This window comes from bacterium (assembly GCA_020440705.1).
In the GTDB taxonomy this organism is placed as follows: Bacteria; Krumholzibacteriota; Krumholzibacteriia; order LZORAL124-64-63; family LZORAL124-64-63; genus JAGRNP01.
Window position 1 is genome coordinate 20,529 of sequence record JAGRNP010000031.1, and the last position, 13,497, is coordinate 34,025.

Sequence of the window (13,497 nt, forward strand, 5' to 3'; positions counted from 1 at the left end):
GCGGCGCGCCCCGGAGGGCGCGCCGCCTGTCAGTGAATCGACGGAAGGGCGCAGGAGGCCTAGTGGCCGCCCGACGGTCCGCCCGAACCCGCGGGAACGCGGATGCTGCTGACCATCTCCTGGATCTCCTCCGGCGGCTCCTTCGTGGCCTTGGCCACGACGTACGCCACGACGAAGTTGATCAGCGCGCCGACGGCGCCGAACGAACCCGGGCTGATGCCCAGGAACCAGTGGGCCGCGTCATCGGGAGCCATGTTGGTCCCCTTGACGAAGAACCAGCCCTTGAACCAGAAGATGTAGATCAGGGTCGACAGCAGACCGGCGAGCATGCCGGCGATGGCGCCTTCCTTGTTCATGCGGCGGTTGAAGATCCCCATCATGATGGCGGGGAAGATCGAGGAGGCGGCCAGACCGAAGGCCAGGGCCACCACCTGCGCCGCGAAGCCCGGTGGATTGATGCCCAGCACGCCAGCCACGAGGATGGCGCCCGCCATGGCGATGCGGCCGGCCATCAGTTCGTTCTTCTCGGAGATGCCGGGCATGAACATGCCCTTCAGCAGGTCGTGGCTGATGGCCGAGGAGATGGCCAGCAGCAGGCCGGCGGCCGTCGAGAGGGCGGCCGCGATGCCGCCGGCGGCCACGAGCGCGATGACCCAGTTGGGCAGGTTCGCGATCTCGGGGTTCGCCAGCACCATGATGTCGTTGTCGACCTTGGTCATCTCGTTGCCGGCCCAGCCGTACTCGGCGGCCTTGGCGTCGAGGCCCTTGCCGTAGTACTGGATGCGGCCGTCGCCGTTCTTGTCCTCGTGGGCCAGCAGACCGGTCTTCTCCCAGTTGACGAACCAGGACGGGGCCTTGCTGATCTCCATGTTGCCGTCCGGGGCGCCGATCTCGCCGGTCTGGATCGTCTGCATGAGGTTCAGACGGGCCATGGCGCCGACGGCCGGGGCCGTGGTGTACAGGATGGCGATGAAGACCAGCGCCCAGCCGGCCGACGAGCGCGCATCGCGCACCTTGGGCACGGTGAAGAAGCGCGTGATCACGTGGGGCAGGCCGGCGGTGCCGATCATCAGGGACATGGTCAGCAGGAAGATGTCCAGGGTGTTGCCCTTCTGGGTCGTGTAGGCCCCGAAGCCCAGGTCGTGGCAGATCATGTCGAGCTTGTCGAGCAGGGCCGTCCCGTCCGCGAGATTGCCGCCGAGGCCGAGCTGCGGGATCGGGTTCCCGGTGAGCTGCAGCGAGATGAAGATGGCGGGGACGGTGTAGGCGAAGATGAGCACGCAGTACTGGGCGATCTGGGTGTAGGTGATGCCCTTCATGCCGCCGAGCACGGCGTACACGAACACGATGCCCATGCCGACGTACACGCCGGTCTCGAAGGGCACCTCGAGGAAGCGCGAGAAGGCCACGCCGACGCCCTTCATCTGGCCGATCACGTAGGTCAGCGAGGCGACGATGAGGCAGAGCACGGCCACGCCGCGGGCGTTCTTCGAGTAGAAGCGGTCGCCGATGAACTCGGGCACCGTGAACTTGCCGTACTTGCGCAGGTACGGCGCCAGGAGCATGGCCAGCAGCACGTAGCCGCCCGTCCAGCCCATGAGGTACACCGAGGCGTCATAGCCCTTGAAGGCGATCAGGCCGGCCATGGAGATGAACGACGCCGCGCTCATCCAGTCGGCACCCGTGGCCATGCCGTTCAGCACGGGGTGCACGCCGGTGCCGGCGACGTAGAACTCGGACGTGGAGGCGGCACGGGCCCTGATCGCGATCACGATGTAGATCAGGAACGTCAGGCCGACCACGATGTAGGTCATTGTTTTGAGGTCCATGAAATCGTTCTCCTTTGGAGCAATCCCTCTGCGGGGTGGTTGCGGGCCGGAGCCCGGGGATCGGCCTCAGTCCTCGTGCACGCCGAACTTGCGGTCGAGCGTGCCCATGCGCTTGGCATAGAAGAAGATCAAGGCAACGAAGACGTAGATGGAGCCCTGCTGGGCGAACCAGAAGCCCAGCTTGTACCCGCCGATCCGGATCCCGTTCAGGGCGTCGGCGAGCAGGATGCCGAACCCGAAGGAGACAATGAACCAGATCGCGATGCACACGCCCACAAGTTGCAGGTTGGCCTTCCAGTATGCGTTTCTATCGCTCATTACTGCCTCCTTTGGGGTTGGTGAGGTCACACGGGGACGGTTGAGCGCAGCGCCGCCGGTGTGATCTGCGGAACCACGCATGTACGAATTCAATAAGTTTTTTTACCACAACCGGCTGGGCCGACGCAATCGCTTTCTTGACAGCGCCGGATCAGCTTCGGACGCGGCCGGGACCGGTCCCGGCCGCGATCCTTGCTCGGTTTCCGCTCAAAGGTCCTCGGCATCCGCGTCGCCGACGGGCAGGTTGGCGTACTGCCCCACCCGGTGCTCGCGCAGCGCCGTGCGGATCTCCGCGATGATCGCCGGATCGTCGATGGTGGGCGGCGTGATGATCTTCTCCTCGACGGCGAGGCGCCGGATCGTCTTGCGCAGGATCTTGCCCGAGCGGGTCTTGGGCAGACGCTTGACCACCATGGCCTTCTTGAAGGCCGCGACCGCGCCGATGTGCTGGCGGATCAGGGCCACCAGCTCCTGCTCGAGCGCGGCGTCGTCGGCCTCGACCCCGTCCTTCAGCACGACCAGGCCGATGGGCAGCTGGCCCTTGAGCTGGTCGTCGATGCCCACCACGGCGCACTCGGCCACGGCGGCGTGCCCGCCGATGAGCTCCTCCATCTCGCCGGTCGACAGGCGGTGGCCCGCCACGTTGATCACGTCGTCGGTGCGGCCCATGATGAAGACGTAGCCGTCCTCGTCGATGTAGCCGCCGTCGGAGGTGTCGTAGTAGCCCTCGTAGCGGTTCAGGTAGGCGTTCCTGAAGCCCTCGGGATCCTGCCAGAGGGTGGGCAGGCAGCCGGGCGGCAGGGGCAGCTTCACGACGATGTTGCCCATCTCGCCGCGCGGCACCTCGACCCCCTCGTCGTCGAGCACCTCGACCTTGAAGCCGGGCACCGGGAAGCTGGCCGAGCCGCTCTTGACCCGGTGCGGCTCGAGGCCCATGGGGTTGGCCACGATGGGCCAGCCGGTCTCGGTCTGCCACCAGTGGTCGACGATGGGCACGTCGAGGATCTGGCTCAGCCACTCGTAGGTGGGCGGGTCGAGGCGCTCGCCGGCCAGGTACAGGGTGCGCAGGGACGAGGTGTCGTACTGGCGCATCATGTGGGCGTCGGGGTCTTCCTTCTTGATGGCCCGGAAGGCGGTGGGCGCGGTGAAGAAGGCGCTCACCTTGTACTCGGCGATCACGCGCCAGAAGGCGCCGGCATCGGGCGTGCGCACGGGCTTGCCCTCGTAGAGCACCGTGGTGCAGCCGTGGATCAGCGGCCCGTAGACGATGTAGCTGTGGCCCACGACCCAGCCCACGTCCGAGGCGGCCCAGAAGACCTCGCCCGGGTTGATGTTGTACACCGTCTTCATGGAGTACTTCAGGGCCACGGCGTGGCCGCCGTTGTCGCGCACGACGCCCTTGGGCTTCCCGGTGGTGCCGCTGGTGTAGAGGATGTACAGCGGGTCGGACGCGTCGACGGGCACGCACTCGGCCGGCTTGGCGGCGTGCACCAGGTCGTGCCAGTCGTAGTCGCGGCCCTCCTTCATGTCGGCCTTGGCGTGGGGCCGCGGGAAGACGATGACCGACTGGGGCGGGCACTCGGCCTCCTCGAGGGCGGCGTCGACCAGCGGCTTGTAGTCGATGACGTTCTTGAATTCGATGCCGCAGGTGGCCGTGATCAGGCACTTGGGCTTGGCGTCGTCGATGCGCACGGCCAGCTCGTGGGGCGCGAAGCCGCCGAAGACCACCGAGTGCACGGCGCCCAGGCGCGCGCAGGCCAGCATGGCGATGACGGCCTCGGGGATCATGGGCATGTAGATGATGACGCGGTCGCCCTTCTCCACGCCGCGTTCCTTCAGGGCGCCGGCGAAGAGGGCCACCTCGTCGCGCAGCTCGCGGTAGGTGTAGCGGCGCTTGGTGTGGGTCACGGCCGAATCGAAGAACAGGGCCACCTGCCGGCCGCGCCCGTTGTTCACGTGGTAGTCGAGGGCGAGGTAGCAGGTGTTCAGCTTGCCGTTGCGGAACCAGCGGTGCAGGCCGTGCTCGTCTTCGTAGAGGACGTTCTCCGGCTCCTGGTACCAGTCGATGAGGTTCATCCGCTGGCGCCAGAAGAAACGGGGGTTCTCGACGGAGAGCGTGTGGAGGTCCTTGTACCGCATCGTGGGCTCCTTGGGACGGGTTGGGGTGGACGATCTCTTTCGCTAGCGCGTGCGCAGCTGGTCGAACAGGGCCTTCAGGTCGGCGTAGCGCGCGTCGTAGTCGTGCTGGCTGCGCTCGATCACCTCGAGGGCCTCTTCGCGCCCGTACACGTGGGTGATCTCGGTCTCGCGCTTCTTGCGCGAGCCGGGCGCGTCCTTGTAGGTCAGGAAGTAGTGCTTGAGGCGGTCGACCAGGGCCGGCGGGCACTCGTAGATGTCCTTCATGTGGCCGTAGATGGCGTCGCCGCGCGCCACGGCGATGATCTTGTCGTCGGCCTCGTTGCCGTCGATCATGCGCAGCCCGCCGATGGGCGTCACCGGCAGCAGCACGTCGCCGTGGGTGATGGTCTTCTCGGCCAGCACGCAGATGTCCAGCGGATCGCCGTCGCCGACGATGCCCCGCAGCGACGCCTTCTCCATGCAGTACTCGGCGATCTCGTCACCGCAGTAGGTCTGCGGGATCAGGCCGTAGAGCGTGGGATAGACGTTGGAGAACTTCTGGGGGCGGTCGACCTTCAGGTGCCCGGTGGGCTTGTCGAGCTCGTACTTCACCGTGTCCGACGGCACGATCTCGATGTAGGCGGTGACGACCTCGGGGGCCTCGGGCCCGATGGACACGCCGTGCCACGGGTGGGCGCGGAAGAGGCGGTGCAGCAGGTTCAGATCGATCGACATGGAACGGCTCCTCTGTCGTCTGGCCCGGCGTGGGGTTGTCGGGCGGGATTGTAGACCATCTGCGCAGAAAATTCACGATCAAGATTGTGCACTTGACGGCGCCGGAACGCGCTCCGGCTCACCCGCGCACCACCACCGTGCCGGCGATCTTGTCGTGGATGGCCTGCCGGTTGGGGTGCCAGATGGCCTCGAGGAAACCCAGGAAGAGGGTCGCCGCGCTGGCACTGTAGCCGCCGGCGCGGCCGAAGCAGTCCCACAGGCGCAGGCGGCCGCCGTCGAGCCGCACCACGCGCACCCGCACCAGGGCCTTTCCCGGCGAACGCCCCCGGGTGACGAAGGTCCAGAAGGTGAACCAGGCCACGAAGAGCCCGCCCCAGCCGAGCACGCCGCTGAACCGCCCCATCACCAGATCCAGCCCGATGATCACCTGGTTGGTGCCGTCGCCGTTCTCGATGGTGCGGGTCTTGCCCGAACCGAGGCTCACGGTGGTGCTCACGCCACTGAATTCGCGGTGCAGCCCCTCCAGATCGCCCCGGCGCACGAACTCGCCCATGTCGCGGGGAAAGGCGTCGGGGCAGCGCCGCTGGATCATGCGGTAGTACTCGAGGAGCAGGGCGTCGCGGTCGCGCTCGGTCATGGTCGTGGTCGAATCGGCGGCGAAGGCGGCCCGGGTGCGCGAGAACAGGGTCGAATCTTCCCGGTGGAAGCTCCACACCGTCAATCCGGCGAACAGGGCCCCCACGACCAGGCCGAAGAGGCCGGCGTCGACCGCGAAGGCCACGAGACGGCGGCGGAATCCGGCCAGATCGCGGCCCAGCAGCCCGGAACTGATGATCTGGGGCTCCTGGGTGATGTGACGGCCACGGGCGGGAATGCGGAACATGGGCGGTCCTTTCCTGGGTCCGGAGGGTGGTCGAAGGATCATAGCCGCCCGGCCCCGACCGGGGCAACCGGCGTTGTGGGCGTCGTTTCGGGCTTTTTCGCTCAACCGGGCCCCGGTGGCGGCGACAATAAAGGAAACCTTAAACAATTTTAGACAGGGGGATCGGGGCGCGTGAACGGTGTGGTGGGCAGAGGGGGACGCTCCCCGGGCCGGATCTTCTACCGCCGCTACAAGGGCCTGGCGGCCGGCGTGGCGGTGGTGCTGCTGGTCTTCGTCGGCGCGGCCAACTGGCTGCTGATCGACCGGCGGATCGTGGCCGAGTCGGAGCACCAGGCGGTGGCCCTGGCCCGCGGCATCTCCAGCTACGAGCTGGCGGGGCTGCTCGTGCGCTCGTCCCAGTCCGGCCGCATGCAGCTCGACGACGAGGAGGCCGCCGACCTGCGGGCCCGCCTGAACCGCTTCATGCCCCACTTCGGCCTGCGCGAGATCCGGCTGCTCGACCGCGACGGGCGCACCGTGTTCTGCGACCTGATCGGTCCCCCCCCACGCCTTCCTGCTCACCAGCGAGGAGCTGCAGGCGGCGCTGCACGGCCGGGTCGTGTCGCGCATGCACGAGCACCGCGATCCCGAAACCGGTCCCGACCACATCGACGCCGTGCTGACGGCGATCCCCCTGCGCGACCGCGACGGGGTCGTCATCGGCGTCATGAACCTGTGCGGCGACGTGGGCGACCATGTGGCGGCCGCGCGGACCACGCGCAACCTGCTGCTCGCCAGCCTCGCGCTGATCGTCATGCTGGCCTACCTGGTCAAGACGGCGCAGATCGGGCGCCTGTGCCGCGACTTCGACGTGGCCACGGAGTCGCTGGAGGCCTCGCGCGCCGAACTCGAGGCGTCGAACCGGGATCTGGCCGCGTCGAACGTGCGCCTGGTGGCGGCCGAGGCCGAGGCCCGGGTGGCCGACGAGGCCAAGACCGCGTTCCTGGCGACCATGAGCCACGAGATGCGCACGCCCCTGACCGCGATCCTCGGCTACCTCGACCTGTGCGCCGAGTCCCGCATCGAGCCGATGCAGCGCCGCAAGCACGTCGCCGGCCTGCGGCGCAACACCGAGCACCTGCTGGGTCTCATCGAGAACCTGCTCGACGTGACCGAACTGCACCGCGCCCAGACCTCGCCCCTGCTGACGGCGGGCAGCGTCACGGCGCTGGTGGGCGAAGCGGTGGCGGCCCTGCGCGACCGGGCGTCGGCTGCGGGGCTCGAGGTGACGGTGCGCTGGCTGACGGCCGTGCCCGCCACGGCGACCACCGACCACGACCGCGTGCGCCAGGCCCTGCTCAAGCTCCTCGACAACGCCGTGAAGTTCTCGCACCAGGGCGAGGTGGAGCTCGAGGTGGCCTACCGCCACGACGGCGCCGACGGCGACACGCCCCAGCTCGTCTTCCACGTGCTCGATCGGGGCTGCGGACTGCCGAGCGTGATCCGCGACGATCCGGGCCAGGCCTTCCGCCTCGGCGACCACGCCGCCAACCGGTCGCACGGCGGCAGCGGCCTGGGCCTGCACATCGCCCGCACCGTGGCCGAGCTGCTCGACGGCGGCCTCACGGCCCACGACCGCCCCGGCGGCGGCGCCCATCTGGAGCTGCGCATCGGGCTGGCCGGCGTGTCGGACAGCCTCATCCGACCGGCCGGCACCTTCGGCCCGGAGGACGCCGCGCCGGCCCCGCCGCCGAAACCGGCCCGAATCGACCTGACCGGCGTGCGCGTGCTCTACGCCGAGGACGGCCCCGACAACCAGTTCCTCGTGAAGGCGATCCTGGGGCGGGCCGGCGCGCTGGTGGACATCGCGCAGAACGGCGCCGAGGCCCTCGAAATGGCCGCCGACGCCGAGTACGACTACGACGTGATCCTGATGGACATCCAGATGCCGGTGATGGACGGGCTCGAGGCGACGCGCACCCTGCGCGCCCGCGGCTACGGCGGCCCCATCTTCGCCCTGACGGCCAACGCCATGGAGGCCGACCGCATCGACTCCGCCGCCGCCGGCTGCGACCGGCACCTGACCAAGCCCATCAACCGGCGCCTGCTGCTGAGTTCGGTGGCCGAGTCGTCGCTGGCGGCGAGCTAGCTTTCGCCCGACGTCACGGGGGCCGCGGCCGCGCCGGCGCGCCGCAGGGGCAGGCGGTACACGCGCCGGTAGTCGCCCCGCAGCGCCAGCATCACCTCGCCCCGCTCGGGCACGAACACCGCCGACCACTGGGTGCTGACGTCGAGCCGCCGGCCGTCGATCTCGTAGCGGCGGTGGTTCTGCCGCGCGTCGGCCAGGGCGTCCATGGCCTCCTGCCAGGTGGGCGGGGCGTCGCGGTCGGCCAGGTCGTCGCACAGGGTGTCGTAGCGGTCGCAGGCGCGGCGGCGCTGCTCGAGCGGCACCTCGAACAGCGGGCTGTTGGTGACCACCTGCAGCGGCCCCGGATCCTTCACCATGTGCATCACGCCGCCCCGCCACTCGAGCACCGCCGAGCCCGACCGCGGGTCGGCCAGGAAGATGTGGTGGGAGATGATGTCCTGCCCGTTGTCGAACACGTTGTAGCCCTCGGCGATGGCCACGGCCTCGTGCACGGAGCCGGCGCGGTCGAGGATCTCCCGCACCAGGTGGATCAGGAAGCGCGACGGCTTCCCGGGGTCGGGCGTCACCTCGCGGCGGCCGAGGCTGGCCAGGGTGACGGTGACCCCCATCTCGTTCATGCCCTCGATGGCCATGACCGGCGCGTACAGCAGGCTGCGCCGGTGCTGGGGAAGGTCCGGATCGAAGGGCTCCTGCGGCGTGTAGCCCAGCTCGCGCAGGGGCAGCAGGGCCACCGAGGCGTAGCCGTCGCGCGGGTAGAACCAGCCGGCCAGGACCTGGGAGTCCTCCTGGTCGTAGTTGCGCCCCACGAGGCCGGCGTCGCGGCCGGTGCGCACGGCGAACATGGAGCAGCCGCGGCCGGTGCCGCCGGTGGTGCTGCCGCCGAACTGCTGCATGATCTGGTGGTGCTGGAAGGCGATGGCCTGGTCGAAGTCGCCCACGTAGGTCATCACCTGCAGGTCGCCGAAGGTGCGGAAGGTGCCCAGCATGGCCTCGTTGCGGGCTTTCGAATCGGCCGGGGGCGCCGTGACCAGCGCCGCGTCGACCGCCGGCTCGACGTCGATGATCTCGGTGTAGCGCTCGCCGCGGCCGCAGCCGGACAATGCGAGGACGGCCGCCACGAGCACGAGGGCCCGGCGCGGGGTGGCGCGGCGGTGGTGGAGGCGAACGGGCATCGGTTTCCTTTCGGCGACGGGAGGTCGTACTGCTCCCGCCGCCCGAAAGTTGCACCGCGGGGGCCGATTCGGCCAGCCGCGGATGCGCCGCGGGGTTGGACAACGCCCCCGCCGCGTGATTCAATGGCCCCCAAGCCCCAGCCGCAACGCCGCATCGTTCGAGGGAAGCCATGCCGATCACGATCCCCCGCCCCGACGACTGGCACCTGCACGTGCGCGACGGCGACGCCCTCGCCGCGGTGGTGCCCCACACGGCCCGCCAGTTCGCCCGCGCCGTCATCATGCCCAACCTGAAGCCCCCGGTGACGACGGTGGCCCAGGCCCTGGCCTACCGCGAGCGCATCCTGGCCGCCGTGCCCGACGGCGCCGACTTCAGGCCGCTGATGACCCTGTACCTGACCGACGCCACCACGCCCGACGAGATCGCCCGCGCCGCGGCCTGCGAGCACGTGCTCGCCCTGAAGCTGTACCCCGCCGGCGCGACGACCAACTCGGCCGCCGGCGTGACCGACATGGCGAAGGTCGACGCCGCCCTGGCCGCCATGGCCGCGGGCGGCCTGCCCCTGCTGGTGCACGGCGAGGTGACCGACCCGGCCGTCGACATTTTCGACCGCGAAGCCGTGTTCATCGAGCGCGTGCTGCTGCCCCTGCTCGACCGCCATCCGGATCTGCGCGTGTGCCTCGAACACGTGACCACCCGCCAGGGCGTGGAGTTCGTGCGCAGCGCCGGCCCCCGCGTGGCCGGCACCCTCACCGCCCACCACCTGCTGTGGAACCGCAACGCCATCTTCAGCGGCGGCCTGAACCCCCACGCCTACTGCCTGCCCGTGCTGAAGCGCGAGTCGCACCGCGAGGCCCTGCTCGCGGCGGCCACCGGCGGCGAGCCGTGCTTTTTCCTGGGCACCGACAGCGCCCCCCACCCCCGCGACGCCAAGGAATCGGCCTGCGGGTGCGCGGGCATCTACACGGCCCACGCGGCGCTCGAGCTGTACGCGGCCGCCTTCGCGGCGGCGGGGAAGCTGGAGAACCTGGCGAAGTTCGCGTCGCTGAACGGCCCCGCCTGGCACGGCCTGCCGGTGAACGACGGCACGGTGACGCTGGTCGAGGAGACCTGGCGCGTGCCCGCGAGCTACGGCTTCGGCGCCGGCACGGTGGTGCCCATGCTGGCCGGCGAGGAGCTGGGCTGGAAGCTGGCGGACGGTTGACCATGCCCCCCTCGCCCCGCTACCCCTACGTGATCTTCGACGCCGACGGCACGCTGTTCGACTTCGACAGCGCCATGCTGCACGCCATGCGCGAGACGTGCGGGGACCACGGGCTGGCCTTCACCGACGAGCTGTATGGGCTGTACCAGGAGATCAACCACCGCTGGTGGCGGCGCTTCGAGACCGGCGAGGTGACGGCGACGGAGCTGCGGGTCGGCAGGTTCCGGGAGTTCCTGGGCGAGGTGGACGGGGCGGTGGATCCGGAGGGGTTCAGTTCGCGGTACCTGCGGCGGCTGTCGGAGCATCACGAGCTGATGCCGGGGGCTGCGGCGTGCGTGGAGGCATTGGCGCCGCACTGCACGCTGCTGTTGCTGACGAACGGGTTGGCGGAGGTGCAGGTGCCGCGGTTCGAGCGGGCGCCGATCTGCCGGCACTTTCGGGACATCGTGATCTCGGGGGTCGTGGGGGTCGCGAAGCCGGATCCGGCGATTTTCGAGATCGCGATGGAGCGGTTGGGGAATCCGGCGAAGCGGGATGTGATCATTGTTGGGGATAGCTTGACTTCGGATATGGCTGGGGGGAGTGCGTACGGGATTGGGACTTGTTGGTTTAATCCTGGGGGGCGGGAGCGTGGTCCGGGAGTTGAGGTTGGGTTTGAGGTTGGGGGGTTGAGTGGGGTAGTGGGGATCGTAGCCACAGGGGATTAGGTCGCTGATTGGTCGGCGAATCTTAGTTTCTGAATGGAATCTAGAAAGGCATGAATTGACCATGGTCGGTCCATTTGAAATTATTGTCGACACCACGTTGATCGAAGCGTTTGTCGATCTCGACAAAAACTTTTTTCGAAACAAGAAAGTCTCCAGTCTCGCCAACAGCTTTGAAGATGGAGCCTGGCGAACTGATGTGTTTCTAGACTTTGTCTGGGACAACATTGCCGATACTGCATTGTCAGCCGAAGAGCGCTCCGCACTTGAAGGCAGGCCGGGCTCTATACTTAGACAGTCAGCCAAAAATCTTCGACTAACTGAGGGCGAAGATCACGGGAGCGGAAGTGAGCTTGCTGAGATTCTACTATATGGAATTATGCGCCACAAACACGGTGCGCTTCCCGCTGTTCCTAAAATTTTTTACAAGCAAAACAAGAATGACTATGCAAAGGGTGCCGACAGTGTACACATCACTGTTAACGACGACGACACGTATGCCCTATGGTTTGGCGAGGCCAAGTTCTACAACTCAATTGAATCTTCCAGTTTGTCAAAGGTTGTCGCATCGGTTAAGGAATCAGTCCGAACTGAAAAGCTAAAGAAGGAAAATGTCATTATCCGAAACGTCAGGGATCTAGACTACCTTGGCCTACCAACCGACCTGGTCGCATCGATCAAAGAAGACCTTCTTTCCGACAAGTCTATGGATGACCTTCGCGGAAAGATCAATGTCCCGATTCTCCTCCTTCACACCTGTGGGATCACCGCGGATACCCAACAGTGGTCCGAGGAATACATAGAATCGATTCGCGGATTCCATCTCGGGCGGGCTAAAGACTATTTCGAGAAGCAGTTTGCCAGCATGGGCAACATGAAAGGCTACGAGAAGATGGAGTTTCATCTTATCCTCGTCCCTGTTCCATCAAAAGATAGCCTGACAGAAAAATTTGTTCAGCACGCGCGAGCAACCCGGGGGGAGTGAACATGGACACCTTCGCCGAATGTTCCGCAATAAATGACCTTATCTATTCAGGGGACGAAGCCACCGCAAGAGACAGAACGATTACTCTGCTCGACAACCTAAGAAGCAAGGGGGAGCCATACAGCCCACTGGTCAATTCTATAATTCGCTCGGTCGGGCTCTATCCGTATCTCGACGGCGACACATGTGACTGGATAGACCGATATGCGATAGAGGCCTTTTCTTCCGATGTCGGCGGCCAAAATCGAGGCGTACTACACAGAGAACAGTCCCGACTTCTAGGCAAGTTGCTTTCCGGACACGATATCGCAGTCAGTGCACCGACTAGCTTCGGCAAGAGCTTCGTTATTGACGCATTCATTGCGACCAAAAGCCCAGCCACCGTAATGATTCTTGTTCCAACGATTGCTCTTATGGATGAAACGAGAAGAAGAATCCAGTCGAAGTTCGGGAGTCGCTACAAAATCATAACCTCATCCGACCAAGAGCTTTCTGATAGAACTATATTCATATTTCCACAGGAAAGAGCACTCGGGTATATCGATAAGATTGAGTCGATCGACCTACTGGTAGTTGATGAGTTCTACAAGGCAGGAAGGGTCGGAAAATTTTTTGACGGCGAGCGTTCTTCTGCCCTCATTCAAGCAATCGTTGGACTATCTTCCAAGTGTTTGCAACGGTATTTTCTGGCTCCAAACGTGTCGGAGTTAGAAGGGGTAGGAATTTTTGGTGGCGACATAGAGTTCATAAAGATTGACTTCAATACGGTCTTCTTGCGCAAACATGACCTTCATGCACAAATAGGCCGCGATGACGGAAAACGTGGCGAGGCACTTATCAGGATCTTGTCCACAGTCGGAGGAAAGTCGCTGGTCTATGCCGGGACCTACACAAATATTAACAAGATTTCCCTTCTAATTAACGAAAAACTTCCTAAGTTGGGAGAAGTGCTTCTTAGTCGATTCTCAGAGTGGCTGGCAATCAACTACTCCCCCACATGGGAGCTTGTAAGTTTGGCAAGGCGCGGCGTCGGCGTACACAATGGAAGCCTTCATCGCTCACTCGCCCAGATTCAGGTCATGCTGTTTGAAAGAACTGACGGGCTAAACATAATAGTGTCCACATCTTCAATAATTGAAGGGGTAAACACTTCAGCTGAGAACGTGATATTGTGGAGTAACAAGAGTGGCGTGCCTAAAATTGATGACTTCACGTACAAAAACATCATTGGTCGCGGCGGGAGAATGTTTAGACATTTCATCGGCAACATCTACATTCTTGACAGGCCGCCAAGAGAAGAGGGACGTCAACTAGAACTTGGAATTCCCGAGGAGATGCTCGGTACATTTGATGAAGCCAAAACTCCAATTGCACTTACCGCTGAGCAGACCCTAAAAATTTCCGCATATCGCGAGAAAAT

The 13,497-nt window shown here is 65.4% G+C and carries 11 protein-coding genes; 5 read left to right on the forward strand and 6 right to left on the reverse strand.

What is annotated here, in order from left to right; all coding sequences use genetic code 11:
• Positions 1–59 precede the first annotated feature (59 nt).
• The 5 genes from KDM41_06965 to KDM41_06985 all read right to left on the reverse strand — a co-directional run bounded on the left by KDM41_06965 (position 60) and on the right by KDM41_06985 (position 5,883).
• Entirely contained in the window at positions 60–1,829 is a 1,770-nt protein-coding gene (locus KDM41_06965; GenBank protein MCB1183155.1) for a cation acetate symporter, read from the reverse strand.
• Between the two features lie 66 nt (positions 1,830–1,895).
• Positions 1,896–2,147 (reverse strand): DUF4212 domain-containing protein, encoded by a 252-nt coding sequence (locus KDM41_06970; GenBank protein MCB1183156.1) that lies wholly within the window; start codon positions 2,145–2,147, stop codon positions 1,896–1,898.
• Positions 2,148–2,354: 207 nt separating this feature from the next.
• Entirely contained in the window at positions 2,355–4,286 is a 1,932-nt protein-coding gene (locus tag KDM41_06975) for a propionyl-CoA synthetase (GenBank protein MCB1183157.1), read from the reverse strand.
• Between the two features lie 42 nt (positions 4,287–4,328).
• On the reverse strand, positions 4,329–5,000 hold the full coding sequence (locus tag KDM41_06980) for an inorganic pyrophosphatase (GenBank protein MCB1183158.1): 672 nt from the start codon (positions 4,998–5,000) through the stop codon (positions 4,329–4,331).
• A gap of 118 nt (positions 5,001–5,118) precedes the next feature.
• Positions 5,119–5,883 carry an RDD family protein gene (locus KDM41_06985; protein MCB1183159.1) on the reverse strand — a complete coding sequence of 255 codons (765 nt, stop codon included), beginning with the start codon at positions 5,881–5,883 and terminating at the stop codon, positions 5,119–5,121.
• A gap of 598 nt (positions 5,884–6,481) precedes the next feature.
• Between KDM41_06985 and KDM41_06990 the strand changes: the two genes are divergently transcribed.
• Positions 6,482–8,011 carry a response regulator gene (locus KDM41_06990; GenBank protein ID MCB1183160.1) on the forward strand — a complete coding sequence of 510 codons (1,530 nt, stop codon included), beginning with the start codon at positions 6,482–6,484 and terminating at the stop codon, positions 8,009–8,011.
• On the opposite strand, the gene KDM41_06995 is transcribed toward KDM41_06990, so the two are convergent.
• Positions 8,008–9,183 (reverse strand): hypothetical protein, encoded by a 1,176-nt coding sequence (locus KDM41_06995; protein MCB1183161.1) that lies wholly within the window; start codon positions 9,181–9,183, stop codon positions 8,008–8,010. The genes KDM41_06990 and KDM41_06995 overlap by 4 nt on opposite strands.
• Positions 9,184–9,353: 170 nt before the next feature.
• On the opposite strand from KDM41_06995, the gene pyrC reads away from it, so the two are divergent.
• The 4 genes from pyrC to KDM41_07015 form a co-directional block, all read left to right on the forward strand.
• A complete protein-coding gene (gene pyrC / locus KDM41_07000; protein ID MCB1183162.1) occupies positions 9,354–10,388 on the forward strand; it encodes a dihydroorotase in 1,035 nt (344 codons plus the stop codon).
• Positions 10,385–11,095 carry a YjjG family noncanonical pyrimidine nucleotidase gene (locus KDM41_07005; protein ID MCB1183163.1) on the forward strand — a complete coding sequence of 237 codons (711 nt, stop codon included), beginning with the start codon at positions 10,385–10,387 and terminating at the stop codon, positions 11,093–11,095. Before pyrC ends, KDM41_07005 begins: the two co-directional genes overlap by 4 nt.
• Before the next feature lie 61 nt (positions 11,096–11,156).
• Complete coding sequence (locus KDM41_07010) at positions 11,157–12,077, forward strand: DUF1837 domain-containing protein (protein MCB1183164.1); 921 nt, start codon at positions 11,157–11,159, stop codon at positions 12,075–12,077.
• A gap of 2 nt (positions 12,078–12,079) precedes the next feature.
• On the forward strand, positions 12,080–13,497 hold a 1,418-nt coding region (locus tag KDM41_07015), incomplete at its 3' end, for a DEAD/DEAH box helicase (protein ID MCB1183165.1).

Excerpts from the sequence above, each read along its gene's own strand:
- KDM41_06980 (MCB1183158.1), bottom strand. The coding sequence starts at position 5,000 with ATGTCGATCGATCTGAACCTGCTGCACCGCCTCTTCCGCGCCCACCCG.
- KDM41_06995 (MCB1183161.1), bottom strand. The coding sequence starts at position 9,183 with ATGCCCGTTCGCCTCCACCACCGCCGCGCCACCCCGCGCCGGGCCCTC.
- KDM41_06965 (MCB1183155.1), bottom strand. The coding sequence starts at position 1,829 with ATGGACCTCAAAACAATGACCTACATCGTGGTCGGCCTGACGTTCCTG.
- pyrC (MCB1183162.1), top strand. The coding sequence starts at position 9,354 with ATGCCGATCACGATCCCCCGCCCCGACGACTGGCACCTGCACGTGCGC.
- KDM41_06975 (MCB1183157.1), bottom strand. The coding sequence starts at position 4,286 with ATGCGGTACAAGGACCTCCACACGCTCTCCGTCGAGAACCCCCGTTTC.
- KDM41_06985 (MCB1183159.1), bottom strand. The coding sequence starts at position 5,883 with ATGTTCCGCATTCCCGCCCGTGGCCGTCACATCACCCAGGAGCCCCAG.
- KDM41_07010 (MCB1183164.1), top strand. The coding sequence starts at position 11,157 with ATGGTCGGTCCATTTGAAATTATTGTCGACACCACGTTGATCGAAGCG.
- KDM41_06970 (MCB1183156.1), bottom strand. The coding sequence starts at position 2,147 with ATGAGCGATAGAAACGCATACTGGAAGGCCAACCTGCAACTTGTGGGC.